Source organism: Pantoea sp. IMH, assembly GCF_000599885.1.
In the GTDB taxonomy this organism is placed as follows: domain Bacteria; phylum Pseudomonadota; class Gammaproteobacteria; order Enterobacterales; family Enterobacteriaceae; genus Erwinia.
On sequence record NZ_JFGT01000002.1, the window covers coordinates 259,224 to 276,612 of the forward strand.

General features: G+C 54.0%; 17 protein-coding genes and 1 tRNA gene. 10 read left to right on the forward strand and 8 right to left on the reverse strand.

Annotated features, from left to right (window positions below):
* Positions 1–2: 2 nt before the first annotated feature.
* Complete coding sequence (gene yejF, locus EA20_RS0101290) at positions 3–1,586, forward strand: microcin C ABC transporter ATP-binding protein YejF (RefSeq protein ID WP_024965107.1); 1,584 nt, start codon at positions 3–5, stop codon at positions 1,584–1,586.
* Between the two features lie 5 nt (positions 1,587–1,591).
* On the opposite strand, the gene EA20_RS0101295 is transcribed toward yejF, so the two are convergent.
* The 3 genes from EA20_RS0101295 to rsuA form a co-directional block, all read right to left on the reverse strand.
* On the reverse strand, positions 1,592–1,927 hold the full coding sequence (locus EA20_RS0101295; protein ID WP_024965108.1) for a hypothetical protein: 336 nt from the start codon (positions 1,925–1,927) through the stop codon (positions 1,592–1,594).
* A gap of 273 nt (positions 1,928–2,200) precedes the next feature.
* Positions 2,201–3,400: a Bcr/CflA family multidrug efflux MFS transporter gene (locus tag EA20_RS0101300; RefSeq protein ID WP_024965109.1), complete on the reverse strand. Its 1,200-nt coding sequence runs from the start codon at positions 3,398–3,400 to the stop codon at positions 2,201–2,203.
* Between the two features lie 35 nt (positions 3,401–3,435).
* The gene (gene rsuA, locus EA20_RS0101305) at positions 3,436–4,149 is read right to left on the reverse strand and encodes a 16S rRNA pseudouridine(516) synthase RsuA (protein ID WP_024965110.1); all 714 of its coding nucleotides are present in this window, start codon (positions 4,147–4,149) and stop codon (positions 3,436–3,438) included.
* 227 nt (positions 4,150–4,376) lie between these two features.
* On the opposite strand from rsuA, the gene EA20_RS0101310 reads away from it, so the two are divergent.
* A complete protein-coding gene (locus tag EA20_RS0101310; protein WP_024965111.1) occupies positions 4,377–6,131 on the forward strand; it encodes a DEAD/DEAH box helicase in 1,755 nt (584 codons plus the stop codon).
* A gap of 139 nt (positions 6,132–6,270) precedes the next feature.
* Positions 6,271–6,555 carry a 50S ribosomal protein L25 gene (gene rplY / locus EA20_RS0101315; RefSeq protein WP_024965112.1) on the forward strand — a complete coding sequence of 95 codons (285 nt, stop codon included), beginning with the start codon at positions 6,271–6,273 and terminating at the stop codon, positions 6,553–6,555.
* A 77-nt stretch (positions 6,556–6,632) separates the two neighbouring features.
* Here the strand turns inward: rplY and yejK are convergent, their stop codons facing one another.
* Complete coding sequence (yejK, locus tag EA20_RS0101320; RefSeq protein ID WP_024965113.1) at positions 6,633–7,637, reverse strand: nucleoid-associated protein YejK; 1,005 nt, start codon at positions 7,635–7,637, stop codon at positions 6,633–6,635.
* A gap of 158 nt (positions 7,638–7,795) precedes the next feature.
* Between yejK and EA20_RS0101325 the strand changes: the two genes are divergently transcribed.
* From EA20_RS0101325 to EA20_RS0101335, 3 genes are all read left to right on the forward strand, one after another.
* A complete protein-coding gene (locus EA20_RS0101325) occupies positions 7,796–8,023 on the forward strand; it encodes a YejL family protein (RefSeq protein WP_024965114.1) in 228 nt (75 codons plus the stop codon).
* Positions 8,024–8,044: 21 nt separating this feature from the next.
* Positions 8,045–9,790, forward strand: a complete 1,746-nt coding sequence (gene yejM, locus EA20_RS0101330; protein ID WP_024965115.1) for an LPS biosynthesis-modulating metalloenzyme YejM — start codon at positions 8,045–8,047, stop codon at positions 9,788–9,790.
* An 83-nt stretch (positions 9,791–9,873) separates the two neighbouring features.
* A tRNA-Pro gene (locus EA20_RS0101335) sits at positions 9,874–9,950 on the forward strand.
* A gap of 212 nt (positions 9,951–10,162) precedes the next feature.
* Here EA20_RS0101335 and EA20_RS19945 read toward each other — a convergent pair.
* A complete protein-coding gene (locus EA20_RS19945) occupies positions 10,163–10,498 on the reverse strand; it encodes a hypothetical protein (protein WP_024965116.1) in 336 nt (111 codons plus the stop codon).
* Positions 10,499–10,913: 415 nt separating this feature from the next.
* Positions 10,914–12,626: a hypothetical protein gene (locus EA20_RS0101345; protein ID WP_161635077.1), complete on the reverse strand. Its 1,713-nt coding sequence runs from the start codon at positions 12,624–12,626 to the stop codon at positions 10,914–10,916.
* 138 nt (positions 12,627–12,764) lie between these two features.
* Here EA20_RS0101345 and EA20_RS0101350 point away from each other — a divergent pair, with 138 nt between their 5' ends.
* Positions 12,765–12,995, forward strand: coding sequence for a hypothetical protein (locus EA20_RS0101350; RefSeq protein WP_024965118.1), 231 nt, complete (start codon positions 12,765–12,767; stop codon positions 12,993–12,995).
* A gap of 166 nt (positions 12,996–13,161) precedes the next feature.
* On the opposite strand, the gene EA20_RS0101355 is transcribed toward EA20_RS0101350, so the two are convergent.
* Positions 13,162–13,569, reverse strand: a complete 408-nt coding sequence (locus tag EA20_RS0101355) for a hypothetical protein (RefSeq protein WP_024965119.1) — start codon at positions 13,567–13,569, stop codon at positions 13,162–13,164.
* Between the two features lie 284 nt (positions 13,570–13,853).
* On the opposite strand from EA20_RS0101355, the gene EA20_RS0101360 reads away from it, so the two are divergent.
* From EA20_RS0101360 to EA20_RS0101370, 3 genes are all read left to right on the forward strand, one after another.
* Positions 13,854–14,426: a serine acetyltransferase gene (locus EA20_RS0101360; RefSeq protein WP_038381466.1), complete on the forward strand. Its 573-nt coding sequence runs from the start codon at positions 13,854–13,856 to the stop codon at positions 14,424–14,426.
* A 365-nt stretch (positions 14,427–14,791) separates the two neighbouring features.
* On the forward strand, positions 14,792–14,998 hold the full coding sequence (locus EA20_RS0101365) for a hypothetical protein (protein ID WP_024965121.1): 207 nt from the start codon (positions 14,792–14,794) through the stop codon (positions 14,996–14,998).
* Positions 14,999–15,257: 259 nt separating this feature from the next.
* Positions 15,258–15,623, forward strand: a complete 366-nt coding sequence (locus EA20_RS0101370; protein ID WP_024965122.1) for a 4'-phosphopantetheinyl transferase — start codon at positions 15,258–15,260, stop codon at positions 15,621–15,623.
* A gap of 35 nt (positions 15,624–15,658) precedes the next feature.
* Here EA20_RS0101370 and EA20_RS0101375 read toward each other — a convergent pair whose 3' ends face one another.
* On the reverse strand, positions 15,659–17,311 hold the full coding sequence (locus tag EA20_RS0101375; protein WP_024965123.1) for a multidrug ABC transporter permease/ATP-binding protein: 1,653 nt from the start codon (positions 17,309–17,311) through the stop codon (positions 15,659–15,661).
* Positions 17,312–17,389: the final 78 nt, after the last annotated feature.

Here is a 17,389-nt window from a genome sequence, read left to right on the forward strand (position 1 = left end):
TTATGTCCCTGCTAATCGTTAAAGACTTAAGCATCGCTTTTCGCCAGGCCGGTCAGGATCGTCAGGTGGTGGATAATCTCTCTTTTACCGTGGAGGCTGGCGAAACGCGGGCGCTGGTCGGCGAATCGGGTTCCGGTAAAAGCGTCACCGCGCTGTCGCTGATGCGCTTGCTGCCCACCCCGCCGGTCATCTATCCGCAGGGAGAAATCCTGTTCAGCGGCCAGGATGTGCTGAAAGCCGATGAACGGCTGCTGCGCTCGCTGCGCGGCAACCGTATGGCGATGATTTTCCAGGAGCCAATGGTGTCGCTTAATCCTCTGCACACCATCGAAAAACAGCTATACGAAGTGCTCTCGCTGCATCGCGGCATGCGTAAAGAGGCCGCTCGTGCAGAGATGCTGACCTGTCTTGATCGTGTCGGAATACGTGAAGCCACGCGTCGCCTGAATGATTTCCCCCACCAGCTGTCGGGCGGAGAACGCCAGCGTGTGATGATTGCGATGGCGCTGCTGACGCAGCCCGAGCTACTGATTGCGGATGAACCGACGACCGCGCTGGATGTGACTGTACAGGCGCAAATCCTCAGCCTGCTGAAGGAGCTGAAGCAGGAGATGAATATGGGGCTGCTGTTTATCACCCATAATCTGAATATTGTCAGTCGGTTAGCAGATAACGTCACGGTAATGTGCAACGGCCAGGGGGTGGAGAGTAACAGCACCCGGGAGTTGTTCAGCCGCCCTCAGCATCCCTATACGCAAAAACTGCTGGACGCCGAGCCGGACGGGCGTCCCGATCCGATCGATGATGAGGTGCAACCTCTGCTCAACGTGGAAAAACTTCAGGTGGCTTTCCCGATCAAACGAGGGCTGTTGCGCCGCGTGACAGGCTATCATCATGCATTACGGTCGCTCAGTTTCCAGCTGCGCCCGGGTGAGAGTCTGGGGCTGGTTGGCGAATCTGGCTCCGGCAAAAGCACCACCGGTCTGGCGCTGCTGCGGCTTATCGCTTCCGGCGGCGAGATCTGGTTTGATGGCCAGCCTCTTCATCAGTGGGATCGGCGACAGATGCTGCCGGTACGCCGGCAGATTCAGGTGGTTTTTCAGGATCCAAACTCAGCCCTGAACCCACGACTTACCATCCAGCAGATCATTGAGGAAGGCCTTCAGGTTCATCATCCCGATCTCAACGCAATGCAGCGAGAAACCCGGGTGATAGCGGCGATGGAGGAAGTTGGGCTGGATGCAGCGACGCGCCATCGCTATCCGGCAGAGTTCTCAGGCGGTCAGCGTCAGCGTATTGCGATCGCCAGGGCGCTGATCCTTCAGCCCCGGCTGATTATTCTGGATGAACCGACCTCATCGCTCGATCGCTCGGTACAGAAGCAGATCCTGGCCCTGTTGAAAAAATTGCAGCAGCAACACCGGCTGGCTTACATCTTTATCAGCCACGATTTACAGGTAGTCAGATCGTTATGCCATCAGGTGGTGGTTTTACGGCGGGGAGAAGTGGTGGAACAGGGCGAATGCGAAGCCGTTTTTGCCGCGCCTGAACAGGCTTACACCCGCCAGCTGCTGTCGCTGGCCTGAATGGCTCAGGCGGAGGGCTGGCTGAAGGCTTCCGCGATGCTCACGCCAAAGTTTTTCAGCCGGCAGGTCGTGGTGAGCTCATCCTCGCGGGCGACGAACAGGCAGGGTTCCCCTTCCCACTCCACCACGCTACAGCTGAGCTGAATCTCAGCCAGCGCTTCCTGGATTTGCTGCATCACGCGCCAGGCCTGTTCGCCCTGGTGGCTGAGCAGGCAGAGACCGATAAGGTCGTCGCTGGCATAATCCGGCACCTGTTGCAGCTTGCTGCCGCCGGGTAAGGCGTGCAGCCGGCGATAGCTCTGCGGCAACCGATGTACTACTGAATGTTGTAACGAATCCATCCCCACTCCCCGGCCCGTGTAAGGGCGCTCATCACTCCGTTGTTTGATAAGGCGCATCAAAAACGGGATCAACGGGCAACGCTTTACGTAATAAGGTTATTTTTGAGAGGAACCTCTCATTTTGAACCTATATTTACCGCGTTAGTGTCGGGAAGACAATCATTATTGCTTCACTTAAGTAACTTTTTTTATATTTAATGTTTACATCTGACTAACATAAAAGCCATCCGCTCAGCCCGCCGACTCCTCTGATGGGCTGAAAAGGCTGTCATGTCAGGCTGTTACGCCTTTCCGCGGGCGGGTGGCGTAAATAAACAGCAGAATCGAAACGGTCGCGCAGAGAAAGATCGACCCCACCATCGGCCAGGCGCTGTTAAACGGCATCGTGGAAAGCAGTGCGCCAATCACCGCGCCGACGCCAAACCGCAGCGTGCCGGCCAGCGATGAAGCCGTGCCCGCCATATGCGGGAACTCATCGAGGATCACCGCCATCGCGTTGGAAGAAACCATCGCCACACAGCCGATAAACATCGCCACGCCAAACACCATCGGCAGAAAGCCCAGGTTCAGCGCACTGACGATCATCAGCCAGACGCCCATGGCAAACTGGATCAGCAGACCTAACCGGAACATGGCCAGCGGGCCGAACCGGCGTACGCAGCGGCTGTTAAGCAGGGTGATAAAAAAGAGGAACACTACGTTGAGGGCGAAGTAATAGCCGAAGTTCTGCGGGCTGATATGGTTAAGTTCAATATAAACAAACGGACCCGCATTCAGAAAAGAGAACATACCGGCAAAAGAGAAACCGCTGGCCAGCATATAGCTGAACACGCGTTTGTGGCGAAACAGCGATAGGAAATTCCGCAGCGTTGTGCGCAGATTGAATTTCTGACGTTTCTCCACCGGCAGCGTTTCTCTTATTTGAGTGACCACCAGCACCGTGGTCACCACGGCCGCCAGCGAGATCGCCCAGAAAATCGCATGCCAGCTCCACAAAATCAGCATCCAGCCGCCGAGGATCGGTGCCAGCAGCGGTGCGATAGTGGTCACCAGCATCACAAAGGACATCATGCGTGAAAACTCTTCCTTCGAGTAGCTGTCGCGCATCAGCGCACTGATGACCACGCTTCCGGCAGCAGCAGAGAGGCCGTGCAGCAGCCGCATAAAGATCAGCTGTTCGATGGTCTGCGACAGTGCACAGGCGGCGGCCGCCACGGCGAAGACCAGCGTACCGACCGCAATCACCGGTTTGCGGCCAAAGCTATCCGCCAGCGGGCCGTAGATCAGCTGGCCGAGCGCAAAGCCGAGAATATACAGGTTCAGCGTCATCTGAACGCTGCCCGCCGACACGCCAAATTCGCGGGCAATTTGCGGTAGCGCAGGTAAATACATATCGATTGATAGTGGCATCAACATCGCCAGCAGACCGAGAATAACCACCAGCCCTGCCGATGAATTCTTTTCCTTACGCACCCTTTATTGCTCCTCGCTGTCCTGAAATGTAGGTTTTATTTTTTCTGCTTAGGTAAGCCCACGCTGGCGATCTCATCTTCCGTCAGGGCACGATATTCGCCCGGTGCCAGATCCTCATCAAGAACGATAGCGCCAATACGCTCGCGGTGCAGTTCAACCACATGGTTTCCCACAGCAGCAAACATCCGCTTCACCTGATGGTAGCGCCCTTCACTGATGGTTAACCGCACCTGATACTCGCTGATCGCCTCAAGCCTGGCCGGTTTGGTCAGATCTTTTTCATTATGAAGCTGAACGCCCGCCGAGAATTGTGCCGCGGTGTCGCTGGAAAGCGGTGATTCCAGCGTGACCAGATAGGTTTTTTCACAGTGATGTCGCGGAGAGGTGATCCGGTGTGACCACTGCCCGTCATCCGTCATCAACACCAGTCCCGTGGTGTCGATATCCAGCCGGCCTGCCGCATGCAGTTTATAGGCGGTTGGTTCTTCCAGAAAATAGAGCACCGTTGGATGATCGGGATCGTCCGTTGAACAGACGTAGCCCTGAGGCTTGTTCAACATAAAATAGCGCGGCCCGAACTGCTGCTGCAACGGATTGCCGTCGTACTCAACCTGGTTTTCCGGGCTGAGTTTAAAAGAGCCTTCCCGCACGACTTCACCATCAACGGTGACTTTGCGCGCCCGTAGTTCACGTGCCGCGATCGCCCGGCTGACTTCCAGTTGCTGAGACAAAAATTTATCAAGTCGCATTAAATCTGTACTGCCCGTTTAGTTGAAAAACCGACGTTCCGACGCCGGAACGTTTGAAGAGAATCACGAATGGAATCAAGCGCTGTTTTCTGTCCGGACGCACAGGCGCCCCGATGAAACACAACACTTAGTATATAGAGAGTCAGCGCTCAGGCACAGTAGCGGGGACGCGTAAACGTCGCTTTCATGGCATAATGCGGCTTTGCTTCCCGATTTTCTGAGAATTCATGTCATTTACTCTGCGTCCCTATCAGCAGGAAGCGGTTGATGCCACGCTCAGCTACTTTCGCCGCTCCCACCAGCCAGCCGTAATCGTGTTACCCACCGGCGCGGGTAAAAGCCTGGTGATTGCCGAACTGGCCCGGCTGGCTCGTGGACGTGTGCTGGTACTGGCCCATGTCAAGGAGCTGGTCGCACAGAACCACAGCAAGTATCAGGCTTACGGCCTGGAAGCCGATATCTTTGCCGCCGGTCTGCAGCGGAAGGAGAGCCGCAGCAAGGTAGTCTTCGGTAGCGTACAGTCGGTTGCCCGCAACCTCGCGCAATTTGATGGCGAATTTACCTTGCTGATTGTCGATGAATGCCACCGCATCAGCGATGCCGACGACAGCCAGTATCAGCAAATCCTCAGCCACCTTCGCCAAAGCAACCCCAGTATCCGCCTGCTGGGGCTGACCGCCACGCCTTACCGCCTGGGCAAAGGCTGGATTTATCAGTTCCATTATCACGGTATGGTCAGAGGCGATGAGCGTGCGCTGTTTCGTGACTGTATTTATGAACTGCCGCTGCGCTATATGATTAAACATGGCTTTCTGGTTCCGCCCGAAAGGCTGGACATGCCGGTCGTTCAGTATGATTTCAGCCGCCTGACCGCGAATGAAAACGGCCTCTTCAGCGAGGCGGACCTTAACCGCGAGTTAAAGCAGCAGCAGCGTATTACGCCGCATATTATCCAGCAGATCGTTGAGTTTGCTCAGGAGCGTCAGGGCGTGATGATCTTTGCCGCGACCGTTGAGCATGCCAAAGAGGTGCTGGGGCTGTTACCCGACGGCAAGGCGCTGATTACCGCCGGTACGCCCGCCGCCGAGCGCGACGCGCTAATCGCCGCCTTTAAAGCCCGTCAGCTGCGCTACATGGTCAACGTCGCGGTGCTGACCACCGGCTTTGACGCACCACATGTGGATCTGATTGCTATTTTAAGGCCAACCGAATCGGTCAGCCTTTATCAGCAGATTGTGGGACGCGGTCTGCGGCTCTGTCCGGGAAAAACTGACTGCCTTATCCTGGACTATGCCGGTAATCCCCATGATATCTATACGCCGGAGGTCGGTGCTCCCAAAGGGAAAAGCGACAATAAGCCGGTGCAGGTCTTTTGTCCTGCCTGCGGTTTTGCGAACACATTCTGGGGGAAAACGACCGCCGACGGTACGCTGATCGAACACTTTGGCCGCCGCTGCCAGGGCGTGCTGGAAGATGATGATGGCGAACGCGAGCAGTGCGATTTCCGTTTCCGCTTCAAGAGCTGCCCGCACTGCAATGCGGAGAATGATATTGCCGCCCGCCGCTGCCATCAGTGCGATGCTGTTCTGGTCGATCCCGATGATATGCTGAAAGCGGCGCTGAAATTAAAGGATGCGCTGGTGCTGCGCTGTGCGGCAATGGTGCTGGAAAATGGCCGGGACGAAAAAGGTGAGTGGCTGAAAATTCGTTATTATGACGAAGAGGCAACGGAGGTGAGCGAACGCTTCAGGCTGTCAACGCCTGCTCAGCGCACTGCCTTCGAGCAGATTTTTCTGCGTCCGCATCAGCGCGCCCCCGGCGTGCCGCTGGGCTGGCAAACCGCCGCCGATGTGGTGGCGCTTCAGCCGCTGCTGCGCCATCCGGATTTTGTGGTGGCGAGGAAACAGCGCCATTTCTGGCAGATCCGCGAGAAAGTTTTCGATTATCAGGGGCGTTTTCGCCGCGCCAATACGCTTCGTTAGCCACCTGCGGTTTAATACGTTGCCCGCACAGCGAAACCTGGGCTATAATGCGCCCCGCTTTTACAGTCGTAAAAGCTGAACACCCCAACCTGCTGCTGGGTCGCCTGTAGCAGGATAATCAAATAAAAGAGACTGAACAATGTTCACTATCAATGCAGAAGAACGTAAAGAGCAGGGTAAGGGTGCGAGCCGCCGCCTGCGTGCAGCTAACAAATTCCCGGCCATCATTTATGGCGGTAAAGAAGCAGCTGTAGCTATCGAACTGGATCACGATTCTGTGATGAACACACAGGGTAAGCCTGGGTTCTACACCGATGTTCTGACCCTGGTTGTTGATGGCAAAGAAATCAAAGTAAAAGTGCAGGCTGTTCAGCGTCACCCGTTCAAGCCTAAACTGCACCACATCGACTTCGTTCGCGCTTAATCGCACTAACGAGATGATGTAAAAAACGCCGCTTATGCGGCGTTTTTTTTGGCGTACTGCGGGCGGGCAAGCCCCTATTATTTACCGCCGCTGTGGCGCTGAAGCTGATCGCGCAGATTGGGCGGCGTACCTTTGATGGTCAGCGTGTCGGTTGCCGGGTCCCAGAAGATCCGCTCACCCAGCAGCATCGCATCAAAATTAAGGGTCACTCCGCCGCCGCTACCAGCAAATTTCGTCAGCTGGCGTAGCGTGCTGCGATCGGCGGGAAAGCGATCTTCCAGCTCATAACCCTGCTCCTGAGTAAAAGCCTCAAAGGTTTTTTCCCCCAGCGGCGCCAGCTCTTCAGACAAGCTTTTCAACTCAATCTCTTCGCCCGCCTGAAGCTGTTCGTTGCAGTAGCTGTAGACCTGCTTGCGGTAGTTCTGCCGCTCGTTTTTATCCAGGCTGGCTTCCTGACAGTAGTCGTCAACCGCCTGAAGCAGACCGCGGTTTTGCGCTTTGGTGTCCAGCCCGACGCTTGCGCCGAGAAAATCCATAAAGAAGTCCGCAACCTTCCGGCCTACCCGCCCTTTCAGGAAGGTGAGATAGCGTGTGGACTCGGGATTGGTTTCCCATTCGGTCAGATCGATACGGGCCACAATATCTGCATGGTTGATATCCAGATAGTGCGTACTGCTGATATCCAACTCTTCATTCACGCGCATACTGTTCTGGCTGTTCAGCACCGCAATCAATAAATACTCTACCGCCAGATAACGGTAGTGGCCGAACAGGACAATCCCCCCTTCGGCAAAAGAATATTTTGCCAGCTCGTCGCGCAGGCGACCGGTGGCGGCGCGACTGAAGGCCAGAAAATCATCCTCGCCTTTACGGCAGTTGCGCAGCGCTTCAGCCAGTTCGCTCTCTTCGTTAAACAGGCCGTACGCCTTGTTTTTAGCGCTGTAAACGCGGTGAAGCTCTTCCATCATCGCCGTTACCGGGGCGTTGGCGGGCAGCAGCGATTCACGCAGCACCAGTTCCAGCGTCTGTTCGTCACGCTTGATCATCTGATGCAGGGCAATCTGGTCAATATCCAGACTCATGGTAGACTCTCCTTTTAACGTAGGCGCGTATTCAATCACCGAGCGCCGCTGCGATCAACAGGCAGTAACATTAACGCCGGACGGAAGATAAAAGTGCAGAAAAAACCGCGCTTTTACGGTAAGCTATCGCCCTTTAATAGTGAATAAATTCGACTCTTATGCCGCAATCATCCCGCTACAGCGACGACCGCGTGGAGAAACTCCTCGCCGAAATGGTCAACGTGCTTGAAAAAGACAAGGCCCCCACCGATCTTTCCCTGATGGTGTTGGGAAATATGGTGACCAATTTGATTAACACCAGCGTTTCACCCGCACAGCGTCATACGCTGGCGCGTTCGTTCGCCGAGGCGCTTCAGGCCTCTGTGCGCGATGATAAAGCGCATTAATGAGATGAAATTGACTCTGTTATGGTAACAAACCGGCAGCGCTACCGTGAAAAAGTCTCCCAGATGATTGGCTGGGGGCACTGGTTCGCCCTCTTTAATATCATCCTCGCTTTTATTCTGGGTAGCCGTTACCTGTTTGTTTCCGACTGGCCGGCTTCGCTGGCCGGGCGTATCTACGCCTTTACCAGCTGGATCGGCCATTTCAGCTTCCTGGTATTTGCGGCCTATCTGCTGATTATCTTCCCGCTCACCTTTGTGGTCATGTCCCAGAGGCTGCTGCGCTTCCTCTCAGCGATTGTCGCCACGGCGGGGCTGACGCTGCTGCTGGTCGACAGCGCGGTGTTTAACCGTTTCCACCTGCACCTTAACCCGGTGGTATGGGAGCTGGTGGTTAACCCCGACCAGAGCGAGATGGCGCGTGACTGGCAGCTGATGTTTATCAGCGTGCCGGCGATTTTCCTGGTAGAGATGCTGTTTGCTACCTGGAGCTGGCAGAAGCTGCGCAGCCTGAACCGACGCAGCTTCGGTAAGCCGCTGGCGCTCTTTTTTATCTTTGCCTTCCTCACCAGCCATATTATGTATATCTGGGCGGATGCTAACTTCTACCGTCCAGTGACCATGCAGCGCGCTAACCTGCCGCTCTCCTATCCGATGACGGCGCGACGCTTCTTAGAGAAATATGGCCTGCTGGACGCTCAGGCTTATCAACGCCAGCTGACAGAGCGTGGAAATCCCGAAGCCGTATCGGTCGCCTACCCTCTCAATGACATTACCTTCCGTGATGCGGGTACGCGTAACAATCTGCTGATTGTCACCGTCGACGGTCTGAATGCCGCCTCCATGGCAAAATCCCTGCCAACGCTGCAACAATTTGCCGGGGAAAACGTGAACTTTACCCAGCATTTCAGCGCAGGCAGCGGCAGTGAAGATGGCCTGTTTGGCCTGTTTTACGGCATCTCCCCCAGCTATATGGATGGCGTGCTCTCTTCACGTATCCCTTCCACGCTGATTAATGCCCTGGGTAAACAGGGTTATCAGTTTGGGCTTTTTGCGTCTGATGGCTTCAGTTCATCACTCTATCGTCAGGCGCTACTGGCTGATTTCTCACTGCCGGTTCCCCATAATCAGCCCAACGGGCAGACCACGCAGCAGTGGCAGCGCTGGCTTGAAAGCCAGAAAAATAATCAGGCGCCGTGGTTCTCCTGGCTTTCGCTTTCCGGTATGAACACGGATAAGCCCGGCGAAACCTCACGCCGCTACGCGCGCAACGCTTCTGATATTGATATGCAAATTTCGCGTATCCTGACGACCCTGCAGGAGCGGGGCCTGCTCGACAATACGGTGGTGGTCGTGACCGCCCGCCACGGTATCGCGCTGGATAACAATAACAGCATGGGCAACCGCGCCAACCTTCAGGTGCCTTTGGTGGTGCACTGGCCTGACACGCCTGCTCAGCAGGTGAATAAGCTGACAAATCATCAGGACGTTATGACGACTCTGATGCAGCGCCTGCTCCACGTCAGTACCGCGCCGGCGGATTATTCGCAAGGCGAAGACCTGTTCGCCGCCAAACGCCGCCATAACTGGGTGGCCAGCGTGCACGATCGCCAGCTGATTATCACCACGCCGGACGTTACGCTGGCGCTCGATAACAGCGGCAGCTATCAGGTCTGGGACAGTAAAGGGAGTGAGCTGAAAGAACATAAGCCTCAGCTGGCACTCCTGCTTGAGGTGCTGACGGAAGAGAAGCGCTTTATCGCGAACTGAAGCCGATTGTATAAATTCAGAGCAGTCAATGCCTTAGCCGCTTGCAATGCAAGTGAAAATGCGTAGTATAAGCTCCCATATGTCGGCACGTAGCGCAGCCTGGTAGCGCACTGTCATGGGGTGTCAGGGGTCGGAGGTTCAAATCCTCTCGTGCCGACCAAACTACTCCGATAAATAAAGGGGCTGATCGAAAGATTAGCCCCTTTATTTATGCGCCAACTACCTCTGAAAGTGTCTGTTTACACCCGTTTCTCACGCTGCCGTTAAAGGCAGAATTCAATATGTACACCACGTAGTACATCAATATGAGATTTTTCCAGACTGGCAAATTAGCAAGCCCGCCAAATGGCTGATGATATTATTCATGCCTGCTTATTTCAGATAGCCAACGAACTGCCCCTGATTCATCAGCGCAACTTTGCCTGATTTATAGAAGATGACGGTGAACAGTCCCTGCTGATAGGCTGTCGCTTTTTCCGTCACTTCCTCCTGCGCCGCCGGTTTTCCATCGACGGTAATGAGTCCCAAACTATCCCGTTTGACCGTCACACCGTAACCTTTCCACTGCTTGGGTGCTTTCTTGCCTGCCGTTACCGTAGCATCCTGGCCTTTATGATGTTCAGCCGTGGTGTGAGCAGTTGCAGGAACCGCACCGCTAATCACCAGGCAGGCACCTAATACGATGCCGGTTACATGCATTTTTTTCATTCTGAATCTCCCGAAAAGTAATTATTAAAGTGAATCATCCGGTCGCATCGCTGGCTCTACCAAAATTTTCACAAGGCGACTGCGACTCCGGTAAAAGGCTGCGTTAATCTTAAGCGGCATAACGCCTTCCCTGATGGGGTTGTCAGTTTCCCATAGACGGCAAATGATTCTCCATGAGGCATCGCTGTCTGACTGATAAAAGTAAGCCAGCCCAGAGGCTGGCTTCACGCTGGCAACGATAATCAAAAGCTTCAACAACTAAAGCAGGCCATACACATCAGCACAGAATGTCTACGGGTTTACCCTTCACTTTGATGCTCGTTTCAAAACTATCCCAGCATAAAGAACAGTATCAGTATCGCCAGGCAGAGCAGCAGCACTGGCGATCCCACAGAGAACAACATCCAGAACGGCATTATCTGAACTCGGAATGCCCGCCCACGCCGTTAGCACGTCCCATAGCGTGGTCGTGTTCGTTTTGGTTACCATTGTTATCGATTGACCCATGCACAGATCCGCCATGGCTACGACCGCCGCTGTTGCCAGTGTGATTACGCTGGAATGCGGGAGTATGCGCAACGGCAATCTGTAGTGTTGGATTAACCGCAGCGATTGCACCAGCCGTGGTGGTTTTGGTAACACCATTCTCTGTTACATGCACCTGTGTAGAAGGTTTCAGGCTTCCCGCGGCTACGTTGATAGTCGAGTTCGACTGAAGTTGAGTCGTATAAGTACTATAAGAAGTAGCCGTGAACTGAGCCTGTTTAGCCGGTGCCGCTGTGGTAACAGCCTGCTTCTTCGCTGCTGCCTGCAGTTGCGTTATCTGTGCCCGATAAGAAGCGCCTGTAATTTGAGGCTGTTTAGCCGGTGCCGCCGTAGTTACAGCCTGCTTCTTCGCTGCTGCCTGCAGTTGTGTTACATGAGCGCGATAAGAAGCGCCTGTAATCTGAGGCTGTTTAGCCGGGGCCGCTGTAGTTACAGCCTGCTTGTTCGCTGCTGCCTGAAGTTGCGTTACATGAGCGCGATAAGAAGCGCCTGTAATCTGAGGCTGTTTAGCTGAAGCCGCTGTAGTAACAGCTTGCTTGTTCGCTGCTGCCTGCAGTTGGGTTACCTGAGCACGATAAGAAGCACCCGTAATTTGTGGCGTCAGCTGCGGTGTGCGCTGTGGCGTCAACTGTGGCCTCGCAGGGATCGCAGCAGGCACTGCCTGTTTAACCGGCGTCAGCTGCGGCGTGCGCTGCGGCGTCAACTGTGGCCGCGCTGGGATCGCAGCAGGTACTGCCTGTTTAGCCGGCGTCAACTGCGGCGTGCGCTGTGGCGTAAGCTGTGCCCGCGCTGGGATCGCAGCAGGTACTGCCTGTTTAGCCGGCGTCAGCTGCGGCGTGCGCTGTGGCGTCAATTGTAGCTGTGCAGGGATCGCAGCAGGTACTGCCTGTTTAGTCGGCGTCAGCTGCGGCGTGCGCTGCGGCGTCAACTGTGGCCGCGCAGGGATGGCAGCAGGTACTGCCTGTTTAGCTGGCGTCAGTTGCGGTGTGCGCTGTGGCGTCAATTGTAACTGCGCAGGGATGGCAGCAGGCATTGCCTGTTTAACCGGCGTCAGCTGCGGCGTGCGCTGTGGCGTCAACTGTGGCCGCGCAGGGATCGCAGCAGGTACTGCCTGTTTAACCGGCGTCAGCTGCGGCGTGCGCTGCGGCGTCAACTGTGGCCGCGCAGGGATCGCAGCAGGTACTGCCTGCTTAACCGTCGTCAGCTGCGGCGTCAGCTGGGCTGTGTGAGAAGGCACAGCCTGTTTGGCCGGGGCGATCTGCGGTGTCAGCTGCGCTGTCTGTGAAGGCACAGTGTGAGAAGGCACAGCCTGTTTGGCCGGGGCAATCTGCGGCGTCAGCTGCGCTGTCTGTGAAGGCACGGTGTGAGAAGGCACGGTGTGAGAAGGCACGGCCTGTTTGGCCGGGGCGATCTGCGGCGTCAGCTGCGCTGTCTGTGATGGCACAGTATGCGAAGGCACGGCCTGGCCAGAAACGTCTTGTGTCGCAGTAGGCGCTGTGTTTACCGTTGGGACGGGAAAGTTTTGCAGCGTCATAGGCGTCATTAACGAGCTGATGTGTACCGTCATTATTATTGTTTGCATTGTCCTGAATCGCTGAGCCTAACCGGTCATTCATGATGCCGAATGATTCATCTGCGGTAGCAGATAACGAGGTTAACGCGCACACTGATAAGGCTATCATCGAAATTTTCATTATTTATTTCTCAGTGAAGAAACCCTATGGGCCAGGCAGTGCTTGCAGCGGAGGGAGTTAAAGCAGGCGTAAAAGAGGCAGACGGTCTGGCAGCGGGAGGAACTGTCATTATGTCGTGCTCCTTTTCTGCTTTAACGCTACAGCAGCACAACCACAAGGCTCATCTTGAGCTTCATGTTAATTTCCAATCCAAATTAAGTCGCCGTATTTATACGCTTCCCCTATTTGGCAATATTGATTCAAATCAATCTCAATGACGCCTAAACGAATGTTTATTTTTGTTAAATTAAAGTGATCTTAATCACATATTGGATATGTTAATGCAGATTTATTTTTTGTGGTTTTTGAGTTGAGGCACTCCCTAGCCTAAAGCAGGCTCGCCCGAGGCCAGGGGGTGAGGTATCACACTGATAGGTATAAATTTTATTTCAAATAACCGACAAACTGACCTTCCTTCATTAATGCAACTTTGCCGGTTTTATAGAAAATGACGGTGAACAATCCCTGCTGGTAGGCTGTCGCTTTGTCTGTGACTTCGCTCTGAACGGCGGGTTTACCGTCGAGCGTCACTATACCTAAGCTGTCGCGCTTAACTTCCACGTCATACCCTTTCCACGTGTGGGCTTTTTCTTTCACTGCTTGGGCAAATTGCGTCTGGGCATTTTCCAGTGCCTGCTTTTCAGCAGCGGCGCGGATTGTCGATTGCCTGTTTTGCTCAGAGATATAGCAGGCATCCCGACTAACCCCCTGAGCCTCACAATCGGCCATATGTGAAGCCTGGGTGGAACATCCGGAAATAAGAACAATTGCTAACATCGTTATCTTTTTCATTTTTAAACCTTATTGTCAGAAAATGGGCACCTGTATAGTCAGCAGCGCCCATGGCCGGGATAATTGCCCTTCGCCTGCCGTGATTACCACGACATTTGTCAAAATAACGGTTGTTATAATTGTCTTCCTCTGCGCTTCAGGCAGCAAGACGAGTTTTAATTCATATAAAGCCCGACACCTGATAGCGTTGTTCGCTCTACGCCATAACAGCCCGTGTTTATTCATCCCCCTATCTGTTAAGATTCCGTCAGTTTACTGAGGATAAGCGGATAAGGATCGTGAGAATGCATCAGGCTGATTTACTGGAACATCTGAAAGCGTGCCTCAGGCGTGAAGTGATGATGTCAGACCGTCCTTTTTCATGGCGGAAGGTGCTGCATAAGGCGGTTAAATGTCCTGAGCGACGTTATCTTTTCTGGTGGCGTATTGCCGCTTATCTCTACCAGACCGGAAGGCCGTATTCCCGTAAGTTAGCAAAGCGCATTAACCGTAAAATCACCCTGAAGTATGGCACGGAAATCCAGTTAGGGGCGCGTATTGGCGCAGGGATGACCATTTCACACCATTACGGTATCGTTATTAACGGCAGTACCCGCATTGGCGAGAATTTTAAAATAAGGCAGAACACCACTATTGGTATTCCAGGAAATCCCACAAAATCCAGAGGCGATTGGACCACAATCGTGATAGGGGATAATGTCACGGTGGGGGCAAGCTCATGTATTATCGGCAACGATCTTATTATTGGCAATAATGTCACGATTGGCGCAATGTCATTTATCAATAAAAACATTCCCGATAACTGCACTGTTTATACTGAGAAGCGGAATACCATCGTATTCACTGAAAATAGTTGACCGGTTCGCAGAGGCTAACTAACAGTGATGTTGACTATTATTACTTTATTCATTGCGCTAAAAAACTGTTAATCGCTTTTATGATTATGGCGTAACAGTCTCCCCTGAGGCAGGCATTGACGCCGCCGTTAACGTGCCTGGCCGATCTGCCATCGTTAAGCCACTGAAAGCCAGTGCACTATTCCCGCTTTTCCTCGCTACATAGTATTACAGGGTGAATTAATACTACCGCCATTGATTAATGGCTGGCCTTGCTAAAAGTGGCGAAAATCTCAATCCTGAGCGCTGTAACAAAAACGTCATATAGCTAACATACTCTGTCGCTACACTTTTGGCGCATAACCACACATCATCAGGGTTAAAAAATGGCGACGATTAAAGCAAAAAATTTTAAGGATGCAGATGAGATGCTGCATTCCGGCATCAGTAAGGTCGAGCTGGCCTATGATATCGGCAGTGATGATTTCTTCAGGCTGGCCAGCCACTGGTGCGATCGCGGCGCTAAAATCTCCCGCGGCAGCGATCATTTTATTGTTTCGCTTAAAGGTTTTTCTGTTCCTTCCAATGAGTAGTTAACGCAGAACCTTTGCGATTTTTCACCCAACCTGCTTAAATCGCCCGCCAACAGGCACGCAGATTGGGTGAAATATTGATATAACAGCGCGCGTAGCACTTGCTTCCTCAGGATCGTCAGATCCCTTATTCCCTTCCGTACCAGCGCACCATTTTCTGAGCGAAATAGACGCCTGCCCGCTTCCTGAACATCCCGATGTTTTTCTTTTTCGTGCCAGTTATAACGCGGATTATTACAGCGAAGCGCTGTTTGATGCTATGGCTATCCCCCCTCCCCTGCATCTGAACAAGGTTCTCAAAAATCGGCGGGCAGAAGATCTGCAAAGCCATATTATTGATAAAGAGGAACGCCGGGCATTACAGCAAAGCGGCCTGCCGTTTGCCACGGGCCTGACGGCGGCATTCTCAGTGAAAGAGAGCCTTTACAAGGCGCTGTTTCCTCAACTGGGGCAGTTTATGGATTTTGCGGATGCCGGAATTGTTCACTGCGCGCCTGAGGCTGAACAGCTGGTACTGCGGCTGAACCGGGACTTTTCCGCGAATTTCAGGGCGGGACGGGAATTTACAGGAGGTTGCAGGCACAGCCCACACGAGCTGCTCAGCTGGGTGGTGGTTCCGCTGTAAACGGCCCGACAGCGTGCCGGGCCGTCGCCCTATAATCAGGCCAGCACGTCGGTACGTTTCACCGCATCCAGCGTCGCCTGTTCACGCTCTTCGCCGGTCAGTTCACTCAGCTTCCCTTCACGCATCTCCAGCAGGCGATCGGCGTGGAGAAAGTAGTGATCGTCGTGACTGATCGCCAGGATCGTTTTCCCCATTCCCTGCAGCCAGGGCAGCAGCTCACGGTAGAAGATTCGACGGAAATGCGGATCCTGATCGGCGGCCCACTCATCCAGCAGCAGAATATCGCGCTGTTCCGCGGTCGCCAGCAGCAGCGCCAGGCGCTTGGTCTGCCCTTTGGAGAGTTTCAGATTCAGGACCTTGTTGCCTTCAAGTTTGATTTTATCCTGCATTTTCAGCTTTTCGAGCCACGTCTGTACCGCGGCCGGATCGGCAGGCTCTCCGCGCTGGTCAATCAGCCGGTCAAACAGGTGCACATCGGTGAACACGGCAGAAAACAGGGAACGGTACTGCTCCATGCTATCGGCATTCACCGCCTTACCATCAAGCAGGATTTGACCCGAAACTGGCTGGTAGAGCCCGGTCAGCAGCATCGCCAGCGTCGATTTCCCACTGCCGTTGCCGCCAATCAGGAACACGAGCTCACCGCGCCTGAGGGTCATATTGATGGGGCCCACTTCGAAACCGTTATCACCGTAGTGGAAAACAAGATCGCGTAGCTCCAGCGTCTGCCAGTGACGGACGGCAACGGGCACGCTGAAGGCTGGCTGATAGTCTGCAAGCTTAAAAGTATTGAGCTTGTTATACGCAACCTGGGCGCTCAGCAGCGTCGGCAAGGCGCCAACGGCAGAAAGCAGCGGCGTACGCAGGAATAATAAGGTCAGCGAGTAGGTTGCCGCGACGGCGGTATCTGCCCAGCCAAGGCTGTTAGCCATAAAAAAGACCAGGCCTATCGCGCCCAGCATCATAATATTCGACCAGTTGACGGCGCTGAGATGAAAGGTATCCGCCCGTACGATATGGTGGCGGTAAGTACGGGCATCTTCCTCATAGACGGTTTCAAAAATCAGCTGGGCGCGCTGACGATTAAGCGCCAACTCTTTCCGTCCGTCGATAATGGTCTGGTAGTCACTGTAGAGCCGGTCTTCCGTTTCGCGCAGTACGGCCATATGACGATAGACTTTTGACACCAGCAGCCAGCCGCCAATGATGGTGATCGCGACCCAGGCGGCGGTGATCAGCAGCATTTCCGGCGAGAGCCAGGCAAGATAAGCTGCCGATCCGAGGGTGAGAATAATGCCCTGAATCAGCTCAGGCAGCCGGACAAAGGCGATAGTAATGCTGCGCACGTCGCTGGTCAATCCCGCTAACAGCTGAGCGCTGCCAATCTGCTCAATGCGCTCAACCCGGGTATCCAGTATCCGCTTAATAAATTCGCCGCGCAGGCGGTAAACAAAATGATGGCCCAGTTGGGTCAGCGCCAGCTGCGAGGCGAGCGTGATCGCCATCAGCAGCAGTAATAATCCCAGAAACTGCGGCAACACGCTCAGTGAGGCGTTAAGGGTAACGATAAGCTTCTGATTGATGAAGGCAATCAGCCCAATGCCTAAGGCAGCGCTGAGCAGGCTGAGTAAAATTACCAGCACAAACGGCCAGCGGTACTGACGGTATACGACGCGAAGCAACTCCATGAAACCACCCTGGTTGTATCAATGCAGCAAGCAGTGTAATGAGACAGCGGGCGATATCAATAATAATTCCCATTTAAC

What these genes read in the sequence shown, in the direction of transcription:
- EA20_RS0101345 (WP_161635077.1), bottom strand. Translation starts at nt 12,626, where the DNA reads ATGCAAACAATAATAATGACGGTACACATCAGCTCGTTAATGACGCCT.
- EA20_RS0101295 (WP_024965108.1), bottom strand. Translation starts at nt 1,927, where the DNA reads ATGGATTCGTTACAACATTCAGTAGTACATCGGTTGCCGCAGAGCTAT.
- EA20_RS0101370 (WP_024965122.1), top strand. Translation starts at nt 15,258, where the DNA reads ATGGCTATCCCCCCTCCCCTGCATCTGAACAAGGTTCTCAAAAATCGG.
- yejK (WP_024965113.1), bottom strand. Translation starts at nt 7,637, where the DNA reads ATGAGTCTGGATATTGACCAGATTGCCCTGCATCAGATGATCAAGCGT.
- EA20_RS0101325 (WP_024965114.1), top strand. Translation starts at nt 7,796, where the DNA reads ATGCCGCAATCATCCCGCTACAGCGACGACCGCGTGGAGAAACTCCTC.
- rplY (WP_024965112.1), top strand. Translation starts at nt 6,271, where the DNA reads ATGTTCACTATCAATGCAGAAGAACGTAAAGAGCAGGGTAAGGGTGCG.
- EA20_RS0101355 (WP_024965119.1), bottom strand. Translation starts at nt 13,569, where the DNA reads ATGAAAAAGATAACGATGTTAGCAATTGTTCTTATTTCCGGATGTTCC.
- yejM (WP_024965115.1), top strand. Translation starts at nt 8,045, where the DNA reads ATGGTAACAAACCGGCAGCGCTACCGTGAAAAAGTCTCCCAGATGATT.
- rsuA (WP_024965110.1), bottom strand. Translation starts at nt 4,149, where the DNA reads ATGCGACTTGATAAATTTTTGTCTCAGCAACTGGAAGTCAGCCGGGCG.
- EA20_RS19945 (WP_024965116.1), bottom strand. Translation starts at nt 10,498, where the DNA reads ATGAAAAAAATGCATGTAACCGGCATCGTATTAGGTGCCTGCCTGGTG.
- EA20_RS0101360 (WP_038381466.1), top strand. Translation starts at nt 13,854, where the DNA reads ATGCATCAGGCTGATTTACTGGAACATCTGAAAGCGTGCCTCAGGCGT.
- EA20_RS0101310 (WP_024965111.1), top strand. Translation starts at nt 4,377, where the DNA reads ATGTCATTTACTCTGCGTCCCTATCAGCAGGAAGCGGTTGATGCCACG.
- EA20_RS0101350 (WP_024965118.1), top strand. Translation starts at nt 12,765, where the DNA reads ATGGGCCAGGCAGTGCTTGCAGCGGAGGGAGTTAAAGCAGGCGTAAAA.
- yejF (WP_024965107.1), top strand. Translation starts at nt 3, where the DNA reads ATGTCCCTGCTAATCGTTAAAGACTTAAGCATCGCTTTTCGCCAGGCC.
- EA20_RS0101375 (WP_024965123.1), bottom strand. Translation starts at nt 17,311, where the DNA reads ATGGAGTTGCTTCGCGTCGTATACCGTCAGTACCGCTGGCCGTTTGTG.
- EA20_RS0101365 (WP_024965121.1), top strand. Translation starts at nt 14,792, where the DNA reads ATGGCGACGATTAAAGCAAAAAATTTTAAGGATGCAGATGAGATGCTG.